The sequence below is a fragment of the Arthrobacter sp. NicSoilB8 genome (genome assembly GCF_019977355.1).
In the GTDB taxonomy this organism is placed as follows: domain Bacteria; phylum Actinomycetota; class Actinomycetes; order Actinomycetales; family Micrococcaceae; genus Arthrobacter.
Genome location: NZ_AP024655.1, coordinates 4,875,320 through 4,892,837, shown reverse-complemented (window position 1 = coordinate 4,892,837; position 17,518 = coordinate 4,875,320). Strand labels below are relative to the sequence as shown.

Annotated in this window: 10 protein-coding genes and 1 pseudogene; all 11 read left to right on the top strand. The window is 67.4% G+C overall.

The features are described 5' to 3' along the window. Positions 1-31: 31 nt before the first annotated feature. Positions 32-805, top strand: a complete 774-nt coding sequence (locus LDO15_RS22105) for a DeoR/GlpR family DNA-binding transcription regulator (protein WP_223982503.1) — start codon at positions 32-34, stop codon at positions 803-805. Then, positions 802-1,989 carry an MFS transporter gene (locus tag LDO15_RS22100; protein WP_223982501.1) on the top strand — a complete coding sequence of 396 codons (1,188 nt, stop codon included), beginning with the start codon at positions 802-804 and terminating at the stop codon, positions 1,987-1,989. The genes LDO15_RS22105 and LDO15_RS22100 overlap by 4 nt, the downstream gene beginning before the upstream one ends. Positions 1,990-2,087: 98 nt before the next feature. Beyond that, positions 2,088-3,584 carry a bifunctional phosphatase PAP2/diacylglycerol kinase family protein gene (locus tag LDO15_RS22095; protein ID WP_223982499.1) on the top strand — a complete coding sequence of 499 codons (1,497 nt, stop codon included), beginning with the start codon at positions 2,088-2,090 and terminating at the stop codon, positions 3,582-3,584. Between the two features lie 163 nt (positions 3,585-3,747). Then, entirely contained in the window at positions 3,748-4,689 is a 942-nt protein-coding gene (locus tag LDO15_RS22090; RefSeq protein WP_223982497.1) for an ATP-binding cassette domain-containing protein, read from the top strand. Positions 4,690-4,746: 57 nt separating this feature from the next. Continuing rightward, positions 4,747-5,583, top strand: a complete 837-nt coding sequence (locus tag LDO15_RS22085) for an ABC transporter permease (RefSeq protein WP_223987636.1) — start codon at positions 4,747-4,749, stop codon at positions 5,581-5,583. Between the two features lie 30 nt (positions 5,584-5,613). Next, positions 5,614-6,975 (top strand): sensor histidine kinase, encoded by a 1,362-nt coding sequence (locus LDO15_RS22080; protein ID WP_223982495.1) that lies wholly within the window; start codon positions 5,614-5,616, stop codon positions 6,973-6,975. Further along, complete coding sequence (locus LDO15_RS22075; RefSeq protein WP_223982494.1) at positions 6,965-7,672, top strand: response regulator transcription factor; 708 nt, start codon at positions 6,965-6,967, stop codon at positions 7,670-7,672. Before LDO15_RS22080 ends, LDO15_RS22075 begins: the two co-directional genes overlap by 11 nt. Before the next feature lie 297 nt (positions 7,673-7,969). Beyond that, on the top strand, positions 7,970-9,397 hold the full coding sequence (locus tag LDO15_RS22070; RefSeq protein WP_223982492.1) for an amino acid permease: 1,428 nt from the start codon (positions 7,970-7,972) through the stop codon (positions 9,395-9,397). A gap of 271 nt (positions 9,398-9,668) precedes the next feature. After that, positions 9,669-10,579 (top strand): annotated as a pseudogene (locus tag LDO15_RS22065) (intradiol ring-cleavage dioxygenase). An 82-nt stretch (positions 10,580-10,661) separates the two neighbouring features. Further along, a complete protein-coding gene (locus LDO15_RS22060; RefSeq protein ID WP_223982489.1) occupies positions 10,662-11,978 on the top strand; it encodes a M18 family aminopeptidase in 1,317 nt (438 codons plus the stop codon). A gap of 393 nt (positions 11,979-12,371) precedes the next feature. Then, positions 12,372-17,504, top strand: coding sequence for a DUF4082 domain-containing protein (locus LDO15_RS22055; RefSeq protein WP_223982486.1), 5,133 nt, complete (start codon positions 12,372-12,374; stop codon positions 17,502-17,504). Positions 17,505-17,518: the final 14 nt, after the last annotated feature.

The following is a 17,518-nucleotide window of genomic DNA, read 5'->3' as shown; positions in this document are numbered from 1 at the left end:
TTAAATGATCACAAAGTGTTAGCGTTTGAGCATGAGCACTGACGAGCGGCACCGCCTGATCGGCGAACTGCTGCGCAGCCGGGAGCATGTGACGGTGGACGAACTGATGACCGCCTGCGGCGCATCGGGGGCCACGATCCGGCGCGACCTCGACGTCCTGGCGCTCCACGGCGTGCTCCGGAGGGTACACGGCGGAGCCAGAAGCTTGGTATTCAGCGGCGAGAACCCGGAATACGGGCAACGCGAGCTGGAGGACCACGCCGCCAAGGTACGCATCGCCGCGGGTGTCGCGGCCCTGCTCCAGGACAGGGGACATGTCTGGCTGGACAGCGGCACGACGGCCACGGAGATCGCCCGCCAGCTGCGCCAGCGTGAGATGACCATCATGCCAATGTCGCTGCGTGCCGTCACCGCACTGTCCCCGGATGACCCGACGGCGGGGCGCCGCCCCGACGTCCTGATGCCCGGCGGCAGCCTCGTCCCGGGTGAACTGTCCTTTCGCGGGCCGATGACGGAAGCCAATATCCGCTCGCTGCGTTTCGACGCCGCGGTGGTCACGCCCTGCGCCGTAAACCTCAAAGACGGACTCCTGGCCCACGATCTCGACGACGCCGCCGTGAAGCGCGCCGGCCTCGAATCCGCGGCCAGGGTGATCGTCGCCTGTGCCGGGTCCAAATGGAATGCCAGTGCCGTCGCCCTCGTGGCATCCTTGGACGCCGTGGATGCCATCGTGACGGACCGGCAGCTCAGTACGGAAGAACTTGCCCAACTCGCCCAACACTCGGTGGAAGCAGTGATCGTATGACCAGTACCGCAACCGGCCCCCAGCTGAAGGCCGCCGCCGGGGCCACCTTCCTCGTCTTCGGCATCAACGGCCTGGTCTTCGCCAGCTGGGCCGCCCGCATCCCCGCGGTGACGGAGATCCTGCACATCACCTCGGGCCAGATGGGAACCCTGCTGCTGTGTCTGGCGGTCGGCTCGCTGATCGCCCTCCCCACGGCCGGGTTCGTCGTGGGCCGGATCGGCACGGCCAACGCGGTGCGCAGCGCCGGACTCGTTGCCGCGACAGCCGGCGTCGGCGTGGCGCTGGCCCTGATGGCGGCCTCCGTCCCGGGGACGGCGATTGCCCTGTTCTTCTTCGGAATCGGCGTCGGACTGTGGGATGTCTCCCAGAACATCGAAGGCGCCGACGTCGAACACCGGCTCGGCCGCACCATCATGCCGCAGTTCCACGCGGCCTTCAGCGGCGGGGCCTTCGTCGGAGCCCTGATCGGCGCAGGCCTGTCCACCCTGGGGGTCGGACTCCCGGAACACCTGCTGGTCATCGCCGCCGTCGTCGCCGTCCTGACCGCGGTGGCCCCCCGGTACTTCCTGCCCCATCTGGCCGCCGCCCTGCCCGAAGCAGGGGACACCGGCCATGCCAAGGGCGGGTCAGCCTGGCGGGATAGCCGCACGCTGCTGATTGGCGTCGTTGTCCTGGGCGCCACCTTGACCGAGGGCGCCGGCAACGACTGGATTGCCAAGGCCGCGGTTGACGGCCTCGGCGCCGAACAGTCCACGGGGGCGCTGCTGTTCGCCGCCTTTGTGCTGGCAATGACCGCGATGCGTTTCTTCGGCGGCCGCGCGATCGACGTCTACGGCCGGGTGGCCGTTCTCCGCGCCAGCATGGCCGCGGCAGCCGCGGGCCTGTGCCTCTTCGTGTTCGCCGGTAGCATCTGGCTGGCCGCGGCCGGCGCCGTGCTCTGGGGCGTCGGGGCGGCCCTGGCGTTCCCGATCGGAATGTCGGCCGCGGCGGATGACCCCAGGAAGGCGGCCGCCCGGGTGTCCGTCGTGTCCACGCTGGGCTACATCGCGTTCCTCGCCGGGCCGCCCCTGCTGGGCTTCCTGGGCGATGTGACGGGGATCAGGACCGCGCTGCTGGCGATCGGGATTCCGATTCTGGTGGCTCTGCTGCTCGCCGGTGCCGCAAAGTCCCTTCCCGCGAGGTAAGGGAGCCGCGCTGCACCTGCGCTTGCGCCGGACCTGCGGCACGCCGGACACCCTGCGCCGCACCTGCGGCACGCCCTGTCCGGCAGTATGGTGGTGCAATGCGAACCATGCTGAGGAAGGCCCCGGGCCGCCTGTCGAAATTCGACCGCAAGCTGGTGCGCGCCGTCTCCAATCTGCCGGGCGGGGGCCACGATGAGTTCTTCCGCCAGCTGTCCGCCGCCGCCAACAAGGGCAAGCTTTGGTTCGGCATTGCCGGCGTGATGGCCCTCGTGCCCGGAAAGACGCGCCGGGCAGCCCTGCACGGGCTCATCGCCCAAGGCGTGGCATCCGCGGTCACGAACCTGGTTTTCAAGACCCTCCTGCCCCGGGCCCGCCCCCTGCCCGAACACCTTCCGGTCTTCCGCTTCGTCAACCCCCAGCCGACGAGTTCGTCAATGCCGTCGGGCCACTCCGCTTCCGCGGTTGCCTTCGCGCTCGGCGTCGGCATGGTCCGTCCCGGGCTGGGTGCGGCGCTGGCCCCCGTCGCGGCCGGGGTGGCCTACTCCCGAGTCCACACGGGCGCACACTGGCCCTCGGATGTGCTGTTCGGCTCGGCGATCGGCGCCGGCGCGGCCCTGGTCACGCGGAAGTGGTGGCCGGTCCGGCCGCCTTTCCCGGAGACCCGCCGCAACGCAGTCCGGGCCGCGGAACTCCCCGACGGCCAGGGGCTCTGCATCGCGATCAATACCCTCGGCGGGTCCTACGCGGACGAGACCGCGGCCGCCCTGCAAAAGATATTCCCCAAGGCGTATGTACAGGAAATCGGGCATAACGAGGACGTCGCCGCCGAAATCGCCGGGGTCGCGACACGGCAGGGCATTGCGGCCCTCGGCGTCTGGGGCGGCGACGGAACTGTCGGCGCCGCCGCGGCAGCCGCCGTCGAACATTCCCTCCCGCTGTTGGTGCTCCCCGGCGGAACGCTCAACCACTTCGCCCGCGACGCCGGGACGCCCACCCTGGAGGCGGCCGTGCAGGCGGCCTCGCACGGTCAGGCTGCCGTGGCCGACGTCGGCCACGTGAGCGTGGAGCGCGGGCTCCCCGACAGCCCCGAGCACCTTGAACTGAGCATGCTCAATACGGCCAGCATCGGCCTCTATCCGAACCTGGTCCGCCGGCGGGAACAGCTCCAGCCGGCACTGGGCAAACCGCTGGCCGGCGTGGTGGCCATGTTCCGGACCTTCGCGGCGGGCACCCCCACCACCCTGATCGTGAACGGGGTCAGGCACCGGCTGTGGATCCTGTACATCGGCCGCGGCCGCTACTATCCCCGTGACCACGCGCCGCTGGTGCGTCCCGTGCTGGCGGACGGCGTCCTGGACCTGCGGATGATCACGGCCGATGAGCCGCTCGCCCGGCTGCGGCTGCTCTGGGCCGTGCTCACCGGCACCGTGGCCAGCTCCGGGATCACCCACCTCACCGAAACGGACCGCATCACGGTGGAACCGGGGGACGGGCCCATGGTCCTGGCCGTCGACGGCGAGGTCATGCCCGGCGTGCGAAGCGTGGAATTCACCGTCCGCCGCGGCGCGCTGACCTACTACTCGCCGCTAGGCTGAGCTCACGCCGGCGGACGCGTCATCCTCCCGGACTACCCTGATTCGACCCTGAATCATCCCTGAGACCGGCGAATTACGCACCCGGCATCGGTAGCGTGGGGTGCGGACGGGCCCGTGACTGCGGCGCCCCGGATAATCTCCCGCTACGCAAAGGAACGCTTCCATGATCGAAGCACGAGGCCTGACCAAGGTTTACGGCGACAAGACCGCCGTCGCCGGCGTCAACTTCACTGTCGAAGCCGGCCGGGTCACCGGCTTCCTGGGCCCCAACGGGGCCGGCAAGTCCACCACCATGCGCATGATCATGGGACTGGACCGGCCGACGTCGGGCTCCGTGACCGTCAACGGATCTCCGCTCACCGGGCACACCGCCCCGCTGCGCGACGTCGGCGCGCTGCTGGACGCGAAGGCCGTCCACACGAGCCGCTCCGCCTACAACCATCTGCTGGCCATGGCCGCGACGCACAGCATCCCCAAGAAGCGCGTCCACGACGTCATCGAGATGACCGGGCTGGCCGAGGTGGCCAAGAAGAAAGTGGGCGGCTTCTCCCTCGGCATGGGCCAGCGGCTGGGCATCGCCGCGGCCCTCCTGGGCGACCCGCAGACCGTCATCCTCGACGAGCCCGTCAACGGTCTTGACCCGGAGGGGGTGGTGTGGGTCCGCAACCTCGTGAAATACCTGGCCTCCGAGGGCCGCACGGTGTTCCTCTCCAGCCACCTCATGAGCGAAATGGCCGTCACGGCGGACCACCTGATCGTGATCGGCCGCGGCAGGATCATCGCGGACGCCCCGATCCAGGAGATCATCACCGGCAAGGGCCAGGGCCGCACACGGGTCCGGACCGACCAGCCGGACCGGCTCATGCAGCTGCTGGCCGGAACCGGTGTCTCGGTGGAGGTCCAGGAACGGGAACTCCTCGAAGTCATGGGGCTGGACCCGCGGCAGATTGCCACCGTGGCGCTGGAAAACCACGTCATGATCTACGAACTCACCCCGCTCCAGGCCAGCCTCGAGGAGGCCTACATGGAACTGACCAAGGATGAGGTCGAATACCATTCGCTGATCACCGCGGGCACCGTTCCCGTCGAAGCCGGAGGCAACTAAGCCATGAGCTCCACAACCGTTGAATCCACGCCGTCCCCCCGAGACGCGGAACCCCGCATGCAGCGCTCCGGAAACGGCACCAGTTCCGGCCCCGGCCCCACCTTCCTGAGGGTCCTCAACTCCGAATTCATCAAGTTCCGCACCCTGCTCTCCACGCTGATCCTGCTCGGCTCCACGGTGATCGTCATGGTGGGGTTCGGTGCCCTCTCGGCCTGGGGGACCGGTCAGTTCTCCGAGGCCGCGGGCCGGGATCCGGAGGCGGCCGCCAGGATGGCGGCGCAGGGCGGGGACCTCGCCGTCGGCGTCCCGACCTCCGGCATCGCCTTCGCCCAGCTGATCCTCGGCTCGCTCGGCGTGCTGCTGATGAGTTCGGAATTCACCACCGGCATGGCCCGGTCCACGTTCGCGGCCGTGCCCAAGCGCATCCCCGCGTTCGCGGCCAAGCTCGTGGTGGTGGTGCTGACCTCGTTCGTCGTGACCGCCGCGTCCGCCCTGGCCGCCGGGTTCGTGTCGGTGCCGATCCTGGATAACTACGGCCTCGCCCTGGACCTGGGCAGCTCACAGTCGGTCAAGATGCTCCTCGTCAACAGCATCTACGTCGCAGCAGTCGCGGCGATCGGCCTGGCCCTGGGCACCCTGATCCGGAACTCCGCGGGCGGCATCATGAGCCTGGTCGGCCTGTTCTTCGTCGCCCCGATTGCCTTTCAGCTCATTCCGGGCGACTTCTTTGTCGAAGCCCGCAAGTACCTGCCCGGCAACACCGTGGATCCGCTGACCGCCCTGAACCATGTCCCGGACACCCTGGAAGCCTGGCAGGCCGGCCTGGTCCTGGGTGCCTGGGTGGTTATCCCCGTGCTTCTGGCCGGGATCCTGCTCAAGAAGCGGGACGTGTAGGCCGGCGGGCCTAACGTCTAGGCTCGGAGCATGATCGATGCAGTGCCTGTGAAGGACGCGTCAGCCGCAGCGGCTGACGCGTCCTTCGCCGAGCTCACCGCCCGACGGCGCGGACGGCTCAGGCGTTACCTGCTGGCCAATCCGCGGGTCATGGATGTCCTGGTGGTGCTCTGCTACCTCGTCCTGGTCACGCCCACGGCGGTGGAGTCGCTGATCGACGGCGACTGGCCCGTCGCCGCGCTGCTCGCGGCCGCCGCCCCGGTCCTGCTGTTCCGGCGCGCCTATCCCGTGCAGGTGGCGGCGGCCGTGGGGGCACTGGAACTGGCCGTCACGTACCTGCATCCGTGGGGATCCAATGTCTCCGCCGGGCTCTGGTTTTCGCTGTACGCCGTGGCCGTCGCCCGCACGCGCCGTTTCGCCCTGGCCGCCCTGGCCCTGACGACGGCGCCGCTGGTGCTCGTGTATTTCATGCTGGCCGCCGGCCCGCTGGACGGGCGGCTTCCGGACATGGCGGTCAGCACGCCGGAGAACTTCCAGCTCGTCACGAGCATCGCGGCCGCCATCAGCATCGCCCTGTCCAACGTGATCGCCACCGGGATCGGGATATCGGTCCGGCAGCGGCGCGAGCATGAGCACGAGATCGCGGCCTGGGCCGCCCGGGCCCAGCAACTGGGCTCGGTCACGGAACGAAACCGGATCGCGCGAGAAATGCACGACGTCGTGGCGCACTCGCTGACCGTGATGATCAGCCTGTCGGACGGCGCCGCCGTCGTGGTCAAGAAGGATCCCGAGCGCGCCGCCGGCGTTCTCGCCGAACTCTCCCGGACAGGACGCACCGCCCTGGCCGACATGCGGCGCGTCCTCGGCGTGCTGCGCGAGGATTCCGCCGGCGGACACGCTCCGCGCGAGCCGCTGGTGGCCGGGGACAACCTGGCCAAACTGCTCGAGGGCTTCCGCACCGCCGGCCTGCCGCTGCACTACACGCACACCGGCCCGTCCCTGCCCGGCGATGCGGCGTTCCAGCTGACCGTCTACAGGATCGTGCAGGAGTCGCTGACCAATGTGCTGCGCTACGGACGTGCGCTCAGCCGCGTGGACGTCAGTATTGTCCGGAACGGTTCCCTGGTCACCATTGACGTGGTCGACGACGGCAGGGGAACCGTTGAATCCGGCAGTCCAGGGGCCGGCGCGCAGACCAAGCCCGACGCACCGGAGCCCCTCGGCACCGGCCAGGGAATCGCCGGAATGCGGGAGCGGGCCAGGATCTACGCCGGCACCGTGCAGGCCGGCCGCGCCGGTGACCGCGGCTGGCGGGTGCGGGCGGAACTGAACTGCAATGAAGGCGCTGCAGCGGAAACTGCAACGGAAACAAGGGGGAACTGTGGTCGATAAAGGACCCATCCGCGTTCTGCTGGTGGATGACCAGCCGCTGCTTCGAATGGGCTTCCGCCTCATCCTGGAAGGGGAAGACGATCTGCGCATCGTGGGCGAGGCGTCCAATGGCGCCGAGGCGGTCCGGCACGTCCGGGAGCTTGCGCCCGACGTCGTCCTGATGGATGTGCGGATGCCGGTGCTGGACGGGATCGAGGCCACCCGGGCCATCGCGGCCTCGGGTTCCGCCGCCAAAATCATCATCCTGACCACCTTCGACCTCGACGAGTACGCCTTCGCCGGGCTGCGGGCCGGGGCTTCGGCCTTTCTGCTCAAGGACGTGGCGCCGGCCGAACTGATCGGCGCGGTCCGGGTGGTGGCCAGCGGCGACGCCGTCGTGGCCCCGCGCGTGACGCAGCGGCTGCTGGAGACTTATGTCCGCGGTGCTGGAGCCGGCGGACAGCCGGCCGCCAGTCCGGCACGCCCGGCGAAGGATCCGTTGCTGGAGGACCTGACGCCCCGCGAGAACGAGATGCTCGGGGCGTTGGCGGAGGGGCTCTCCAACGCCGAAATCGCGCACCGGTACTTCCTGTCCGAGGCCACGGTCAAGACGCACGTGCGCCGGATACTGACCAAGCTCCATCTGCGCGACCGCGTCCAGGCCGTGGTCTACGCGTACGAGACCGGCCTCGTGGTGCCGAGCAACGCGGACTACTAGCCGGGACCCCGCCGGGAAGCAGCCAGCCGGCCGTGCGTGCTGACTACCGGCGGGTAGCCCGCGAAGCAGTGGTTTCACGCACATTACAGAATTGCCCTGGGATCAACTTTAGTTGCCGCGGGGGCCTTCTTGTTGGGCCTAAGTCCGGTTGGGCCTGGCGTCATTTGTGGGACTGCACAAGACGGGCCGTGTGCCGCGCGGTCTAGGGTGAAACGACATCGCGGCCCGCCGCGCACATGGAACACATGCTGCGCCGGCATTAAACGGGCCTGAACCCCCACGAAGGACGGCGCTTCCATGCACGCTGACCAGCAGCTCTCAAAATCCCTGAAACCCAGGCATCTGTCCATGATTGCCATCGCCGGCGTGATCGGCGCCGGACTGTTTGTCGGTTCGGGTGCGGCGATCCAGCAGGCCGGCCCGGGCATCCTGGTTGCCTACGCCGCGGCGGGACTCGTCGTCATCCTCGTGATGCGCATGCTGGGCGAAATGGCTGCGGCCAACCCCGAAACCGGCTCATTTTCCACTTACGCGGACAAAGCCCTGGGCCGCTGGGCAGGGTTCAGCATCGGCTGGCTCTACGCATGGTTCTGGATCATCGTCCTCGGCATCGAGGCCACGGCGGGGGCGGCCATCATGCACCGCTGGGTGCCCGGCATCGACCAGTGGGTATGGGCGCTTGCCCTGATGGTGCTGCTGACGCTGACCAACCTCGGGTCCGTGAAGTCCTACGGCGAGTTCGAATTCTGGTTCGCTTCCATCAAAGTCGCCGCAATCGTGCTCTTCCTGCTCTTCGGTGCCGCCGCGATCCTCGGCCTCGTCCCCGGCGTGCCCGCACCCGGACTGGACAACCTGATCGGTAACGGCGGGTTCATGCCCAACGGTCCCGGCGCCGTCCTCGCCGGCATCCTCGTCGTCGTGTTCTCCTTCTTCGGGGCCGAGATTGCCACCATCGCCGCCGGCGAATCCGAGAACCCGGTCGACGCCGTCAAGAAGGCTGTGAAGTCCACCGTCTGGCGGATCCTCGTCTTCTACATCGGTTCCATCGCCATTGTGGTCACCCTGCTGCCCTGGAACTCCGCCTCCGTCGCCAAGAGCCCCTACGTTGCGGTGATCGAGCTGTTCGGCATCCCCGGTGCCGGCACCATCATGGACATCGTGGTGCTGACCTCGGTCCTCTCCTGCCTCAACTCGGGTCTCTACACGGCCAGCCGCATGCTGTTCTCGCTGTCCCGGCGCGGGGACGCCCCCCGGTCCTGGATGCGGATTTCCAAGAGCGGCGTGCCCTCTTCCGCGGTCCTGGCCTCCACCGTGGTCGGTTTTGTCACCGTCGGACTGAACTACATCGCCCCGGACACCGTGTTCCTGTTCCTGGTCAACACCTCCGGCGCCATCGCGCTGTTCGTGTGGCTCGTGATCGCGACCTCCCAGCTGATCCTGCGCCGCCGCATGGGCGCCGCAGCCAAGGACCTCCAGCTGAAGATGTGGCTCTTCCCGTACCTGACCTGGGTGGCCATCATCAGCATCGTCGCCCTCCTGGTCGGCATGGTGATCCTGGAATCCACACGGGAATCTCTGCTGCTCTCACTGGCCCTCGCCGCCGTCGTGGTGGGAATCGGCGTTGTCCGCTACCGCAGGAACGGCGCCAAGGCCACAGTTCCCGCAGCAGGTGCGGCTGAGGCTCCCGCCGAGGAAGCAACGGTAGGCGCCGGGCCGGTCTCCTAGGCTCCGTCCGGCTGCAGGTCACGGGCCGGGGCCTCCCGCAGATTCAGCCCTCGCGGCGGTCCCGCAGCCACGGGACATGCCCTCCCCTGGCGTCCGGCAGTGGACATAGTGCCAAGATGTCCATTGCTTGGCCCGAGGGGAGGGCATGTCCCGTGGTGCCTGGGGGACATGTCCATTCCCGGGACCGAGGGGAGAGCATGTCCGGCCCAAGCACAGCCGCATCACAGGAAGGGTCTAACCAGCCCATAGCGCTGCCGGGTTCGATGGGTTCATGACCACAACGCCCCGGCCACCGCACGAGCCGCACCCCAATCACGACCAAGGCCTGGAATTCGATCTCTCCACCCTCATGAGCCGCCGCTCGCTGGGCATGTTCCTCGGCGCGGGGACGGCCGCCGCCCTGGCGGCCTGCAGCTCCGGCGGTGCCGGGAGCAGTTCGACGTCGGCCTCCGCCGCTTCGGCACAGGCAGAGTCGACAGCGTCGGCCGCAGCGGCAGCAACCACGGGAGCCTCGCCGGCGGCCACGCCGGCGCTGGCCCGCGCGATCGCCGAGTGCGGCGTCGAAATCCCGCAGGAAACGGCCGGTCCCTATCCCGGGGACGGTTCCAACGGACCCAACGTCCTCGAGGCCTCCGGCGTGGTCCGCCGGGACATCAGGTCCAGCTCGGAAGCTCCACGCGCACGGCGCAGGGCGTACCGCTGACCGTCACGCTGACCCTTCTCGACAACGCCAGCGGCTGCACCCCGCTGGCCGGTGCCGCCGTCTACGCCTGGCACTGTGACCGCGACGGCAAGTACTCCATGTACGACTCAGGGCTCCAGAACGAGAACTACCTCCGCGGGGTCCAGGAGGCCGACACCAACGGGCAGGTCACCTTCACGACCATCTACCCCGGCGCCTATAGCGGCCGTTGGCCTCACATCCACTTCGAGGTCTTCGAATCCATGAGCAACGCGACGGCGGCCGGGCAGGTCCTGGCCGTGTCCCAGATCGCGCTGACGGAGGCGGCGTGCGCTGAGGTCTACGCCTCCGCCGGCTACGAATCCAGCGCCCGCAACTTCCCCCGCACGACTCTGAAATCCGACAACGTCTTCGGCAATGACGGCGGGATCTATCAGCTGCCCTCCATGGGCGGCTCGGTATCGGCCGGCTACACCGCCGGTCTCAACGTCACGGTATAGGCCGACGGCGCCCGGCCCACCCGACCGCCGGCCCCGGCCGGCCCACCCCGGCGACGGTACGGACCGGGCTAGACTCAAATCCATGCCAACACCGAGCACTGCCGCAGAGCACATCCAGGACCTCGGCGCCTACGTCAGCGCGTCGCCGTCGAGCTTCCACGCCGTCCACGAGGCCGCGCGCCGGCTGGACGGGGCGGGCTTCACGGGCCTCGACGAGCTGAAGCCGTGGGACGGGACTGCATCCGCCGCGGCCGGCAAGTTCTATGTGATCCGCGACGGCGCCCTCATCGCCTGGGTGGTGCCCGCCAGCGCCGGCCCAACCACGGGCTTCAACATCCTCGGCGCCCACACCGATTCGCCGTCCTTCAAACTCAAGCCCAAGCCCACCACGGGCAAGTTCGGCTGGCTGCAGGCCGGCGTCGAGGTCTACGGCGGACCCCTCCTGAACTCGTGGCTGGACCGCGAACTCCAGCTCGCCGGCCGCCTCGTCCTGCGCGACGGCACCCAGCACCTCACGGCCACGGGCCCGCTGCTGCGCTTCCCGCAGCTCGCCATCCACCTGGACCGGGCCGTGAACGAGGGCCTGGCCCTGGACAAGCAGCAGCACATGAACCCGGTGTTCGGCCTGGGCGATCCTGCCGGCGAGGACCTGCTCGGCCTCCTCGCGGCGAGGGTCACGGACGCCGAGGTGGATCCGGCGCAGATCGGCGGCTACGACGTCGTCATCGCGGACACCCAGGCCCCGGCGGTGTTCGGCGCAAAGGGCGAATTGTTCGCCTCCGGCCGGCTCGACAACCTCTCCGCGACGCACGCCGGGCTCACGGCGCTGATCGCCCACGCTGGCACGCCGCTGCCCGACGGTGCGCCGATCGCCGTGCTGGCCGCCTTTGACCACGAGGAAATCGGCTCGGCATCCCGCTCCGGCGCGTGCGGTCCCATCCTCGAAGACGTCCTGGTGCGGATCAGTGACGGGCTCGGCGCCTCGGCAAGCCAGCGCCGTCAGGCCTTCGCGGCGTCGTTCTGCGTCTCGGCGGACGCTGGCCATGCCGTGCACCCGAACTACCCGGACCGGCACGACCCCGCCAACCGGCCGGTCCTGAACGGCGGCCCGCTTCTGAAGATCAACGCCAACCAGCGCTACGCGACCGACGCCGCCGGGGCCGCCCTCTGGGCGCGGCTGTGCACCGACGCCGGGATCCCGTACCAGGAGTTCGTCTCCAACAACGTGATGCCGTGCGGCTCGACGATCGGCCCGCTGACCGCGACCCGGCTGGGGATCCGGACGGTCGACGTCGGTGTGCCCCTGCTGTCGATGCACTCGGCGCGCGAGCTCTGCGGGGTCGAGGACCCGCACTGGCTGGCCACGGTAACCCGGACGTTCTTCCGCGCCGCGGCGTAACAGAAGACGGCGTAACAGCAGGTCAGGGAGGGTTGCGACGCAAACTGCAGATCCACAAGGATCCTGCGGATACCCACAAAGTTGACTCCGAAGCTCTGGCTGGGGTCCCGGGGCGGTCCTAGAGTTCAAGGCGTAGGGAAGCCCCGTACGGTTGGTGGTCCAGGTTCCGGACTGCCGCGGAAAGTCATCCCGACGCTTCCAGGTGCGACCGGCTTCAAAACAACTGAACAGCACCAAACACGTGGGCTCCGAGCTATCGGTGTCCTCGTCAGGCCAAGGTAGTGCAGACGCCGTGGCCGCACCCTAGAGCGACCGCGCCCCAGCAGGGAGTCCACAGTGAAGTCTGCACACGCCTTTTTGCCCCGACGGATGATCCGGCCGACAGTCACCGCCGTGATTACGGCCCTACTCGCCGCGGCCTTGTCCGTCCTGGGCGTCCCGGCGGCGACCGCGGCGGGGCCATGCACCGCGCCGATTGTGAGCAAAGTGGCCTGCGAAAACACCCAGACAGGCAACCCGGCTTCGGAGTGGCAGGTTACCGGCGCGGGCAGCAGCACGATCCAGGGCTATGCCACGTCCATGAGCGTCAATATCGGCAGCTCGATCAAGTTCAAGATCAAGACTCCGGCCACTTCGTATCACATCGATATCTATCGCCTTGGCTATTACCAGGGACTTGGCGCGCGCAAGATTGCGGCCAACGTGCTGCCGAGTGCCGCCCTGCCGCAGACCCAGCCGGCGTGCGCGACTTTCTCCGCAACGGGTCTCATTGACTGCGGTAACTGGGCGGTGTCGGCCACATGGCAGGTGCCGGATACAGCGGTGTCCGGCGTCTATCTGGCCCGGCTGGTCCGCAACGATACCACCGGCGTGAGCGTCATCCCTTTCGTGGTCCGCGACGATGCTGCGCACTCCGCCATGCTCTTTCAAACGTCGGATTCCACATGGCAGGCATACAACACCTATGGCGGCAACAGCCTGTACAGCTGCACAGTGTCCTGCCCGGCGGGGGAACCGCTGTCCTACAAGTCTGCATTCAAAGTCTCGTACAACCGGCCCTTCAATTCAGCAGCGGACGACCAAGGCAGAAGCTGGCTGATGTACGCCGAGTACCCGATGATCCGCTTCATGGAGGCCAACGGATACGACGTGAGCTACATGAGCGGGATCGACGTCTCCACCCGGGCTCCGCTGCTGCTCAATCACAAGGTCTTCATGTCAGTGGGGCACGACGAGTACTGGACGGCGGATCAACGGGCGAACGTGGAAGCAGCCCGGGATGCCGGTGTGAACCTGGCGTTCTTCAGCGGCAATGAAATGTTCTGGAAGACGAGACTGGAACCGAGTTCCGATGGCACGAACACGGCGGACAGGACCCTCGTGTCCTACAAGGACACGCACTTTGACGGGCCCACAGACCCGGTCGCGTGGACCGGAACCTGGCGGGACCCGCGTTACGGGACGGCCGGTGGTGGAGGTAACCCGGAGAATTCCCTGACAGGGCAGTTCTTCATCGTCAACTCCGGAACCACCGACATCGTGGTCCCCTCAGCCTACAAACAGCTCAGGCTATGGCGCGGGACCGCCATTGCGAACTTGACCGCCGGAGCTTCGGCCACCCTGGGCGCCGGGGTCGGCACCCTGGGCTACGAGTGGGACATCGACGCCGACAACGGGTTCCGGCCGGCCGGCTCGTTCCGGCTTTCCAACACCGTCAGTTCATCGGCGGAAGTCTTCACCGACTATGGTTCCAGGACGCTGGGCGGTCAGGCCGCGACACACAACCTGACAATGTACAGGGCTCAGAGCGGAGCCCTGGTCTTTGGTTCGGGCACAGTGCAGTGGTCCTGGGGGTTGGACGGCTTCACCACAGGAAAAGCGGCTGACAAGAACATGCAGCAAGCCACGGTCAATCTCTTCGCTGACATGGGCACGCAGCCAACGACTATCACGGCTGGCTTGGTGGCTGCTGCGGCGTCGACCGATTCGACGGCTCCGACATCAACGATCGTTTCACCTGCGGCAGGATCGACGGTCTCGGACGGCACGACTGTGACCGTGACGGGCACGGCCGCCGATACCGGCGGCGTGGTTGCCGGCGTCGAGGTCTCGACCGACGGCGGTGCAAGCTGGCGTCCGGCGACGGGCACCTCAAGCTGGACGTATAGCTGGAATGCGCACGGAAACCCGACGTCGACTTTGCGGTCCAGGGCCGTTGATGACAGCGGCAACATCGAATCGCCCTCTGCCGGCAGAGTCACGAATGTGTCATGCCCGTGTTCCATGATCGGCGTCAATGTCAGTCCGGCCGTTCCTGACGCCGGTGACACAAATGGAACAGAGGTCGGGGCTAAGTTCTACTCCGACGTCGCTGGAACCATCAGCGCCTTGCGGTTCTACAAGTCCGCCAAGAACACCGGGACGCACGTGGGCAACGTCTGGAGCGAATCCGGACAGCGGCTTGCCACAGTGACTTTCAGCGGTGAATCGGCGACCGGCTGGCAGAGTGCCACTCTGTCCCCGCCCCTCGCAGTCACTGCGAACACGAAATACGTAGTGTCGTACTTCGCGCCGGCCGGCCACTACGCCCAGGACGCCGCCTACTTCTACAACCATCCCTCGCCGGCACCTGCCGGGAACGGCAGCACGGGCGGGGCCCCGCTGCACTTCACACGCAGCGTGCCCGGCAGCCCGAACGGATTCTACAAATACGGTGCGTCGTCTTCCTTCCCTGATCAGGTCTATGACGCGGAGTACTACTGGGTGGATGCTGTCTTCACGCCGTCCAGCAGCCCCGCCCCGGCACTCTCATCGGTGTCACCGTCCAACAATGCAACAGGCGTCGACGTCGCGGTGAAGCCCTCCGCGACCTTCAACCAGGCGGTAACGGCCGGGTCTGTCACGTTCGTTCTGAAGAACGCGGCAAACACTGCCGTCCAAGGTTCGGTGACATACGACTCGGCCACGAACACAGCGACGTTCACCCCCGGGTCACCCCTGTCCTTCAGTACCAGCTACACGGCCACGGTCAGTGGTGCCACGAATTCCACGGGACAATCCATGGCGGCACCATATTCATGGACGTTCACGACGGCGGCGCCGCCGGCCGCGCCGACGATCGCGGCCGTGTCGCCGACCAACAACTCCGTCAGCGTCGACACAGCCGTGAAGCCTGCCGCGACGTTTGATCAGGCGGTGACGGCTGCTTCGGTGGTGTTCTCAGTGAAGGACGCGGCCAACGCAGCGGTGGCCGGCACGGTCGGCTATGACTCGACGGCCAGGACCGCGACGTTTACTCCCGGTACGGCCCTCAGCCCTGGGACCACCTACACGGCCACAGTCAGCGGTGCGACGAATGCTACGGGGCAGACTATGGCGGCCCCCTATTCGTGGGCGTTCACCACTGCCGCTGCCGTCACTTGCCCGTGTAATGTTTTCAGCTCAAATTCGGTGCCGACAACAGCTTCGGCCAATGACCCGAATGCCGTGGAACTGGGGATGAAGTTCCGGTCGGATGTGGCCGGGACGGTGACGGGTGTCCGGTTCTACAAGGGCAGTTCGAACACCGGAACCCATACCGGGCATCTGTGGACGGCCACGGGGACGCTCCTGGCGTCGGTGACGTTCGCGGGGGAGACGGCCTCGGGCTGGCAGCAGGCGACGTTCTCCTCGCCGGTGCCGATCTCGGCGAACACCACCTATGTGGTGTCCTACTACGCCCCGAACGGTTCCTATTCCGCTGACGCCGGCTACTTCAATAACGGAGCTGATGCGCCACCGCTACACGGCCTGGTCAGCGGCCTGGACGGATCCAACGGTGTCTACCGTTATGGCAGTGCAAGCTCCTTCCCGAGCGACAGCTTCGGCAATTCCAATTACTGGGTCGACGTTGTCTTCGCGACGACGTCCAGTCCCGTACCTCCGGTTGTTTCGTCGGTGTCGCCGGCGAACAGCGCCTCGGCTGTCGATGTGGCGGTGAAGCCTGCCGCGACGTTTGATCAGGCGGTGACGGCTGCTTCGGTGGTGTTCTCCGTGAAGGACGCGGCCAACGCAGCGGTGGCCGGCACGGTCGGCTATGACTCGACGACAAGGACCGCGACTTTTACTCCTTCGAGTGCTCTCGCGTTTAGCACCACGTACGGCGTCACGGTCAGCGGTGCGACAAATGCCACGGGGCAGACCATGGCGCCGTACTCGTGGACATTCACCACGGCCGCGGCTCCGTCCTCGTGTCCCTGCACCGTGTTCAATCCGACGTCGGTGCCTGCCACCCTGGCGGCCAATGACCCGAATGCCGTGGAACTGGGGATGAAGTTCCGGTCGGATGTGGCCGGGACGGTGACGGGTGTCCGGTTCTACAAGGGCAGTTCGAACACCGGAACCCACATCGGGCATCTGTGGACGGCCACGGGGACGCTCCTGGCGTCGGTGACGTTCGCGGGGGAGACGGCCTCGGGCTGGCAGCAGGCGACGTTCTCCTCGCCGGTGCCGATCTCGGCGAACACCACCTATGTGGTGTCCTACTACGCCCCGAACGGTTCCTACTCGTCCAACAGCGGATACTTCACATCCGCCGCTGACAAGGCACCGTTGCATGGCCTCGCATCCGGCACGGACGGACCCAACGGCGTGTACCGGTACGGCACCTCGACAGGGTTCCCCACGGACAGCTACAACAACACCAACTACTGGGTCGACGTCGTTCTCGCCACCACCTCCCCGAACGCGGCGCCGGTTGTTTCGTCGGTGTCGCCGGCGAACAGCGCCTCGGCTGTCGATGTGGCGGTGAAGCCTGCCGCGACGTTTGATCAGGCGGTGACGGCTGCTTCGGTGGTGTTCTCCGTGAAGGACGCGGCCAACGCAGCGGTGGCCGGCACGGTCGGCTATGACTCGACGACAAGGACCGCGACTTTTACTCCTTCGAGTGCTCTCGCGTTTAGCACCACGTACGGCGTCACGGTCAGCGGTGCGACAAATGCCACGGGGCAGACCATGGCGCCGTACTCGTGGACATTCACCACGGCCGCGGCTCCGTCCTCGTGTCCCTGCACCGTGTTCAATCCGACGTCGGTGCCTGCCACCCTGGCGGCCAATGACCCGAATGCCGTGGAACTGGGGATGAAGTTCCGGTCGGATGTGGCCGGGACGGTGACGGGTGTCCGGTTCTACAAGGGCAGTTCGAACACCGGAACCCACATCGGGCATCTGTGGACGGCCACGGGGACGCTCCTGGCGTCGGTGACGTTCGCGGGGGAGACGGCCTCGGGCTGGCAGCAGGCGACGTTCTCCTCGCCGGTGCCGATCTCGGCGAACACCACCTATGTGGTGTCCTACTACGCCCCGAACGGTTCCTACTCGTCCAACAGCGGATACTTCACATCCGCCGCTGACAAGGCACCGTTGCATGGCCTCGCATCCGGCACGGACGGACCCAACGGCGTGTACCGGTACGGCACCTCGACAGGGTTCCCCACGGACAGCTACAACAACACCAACTACTGGGTCGACGTCGTCGTTAGTCAATAGCCGTGAAGGGGAAG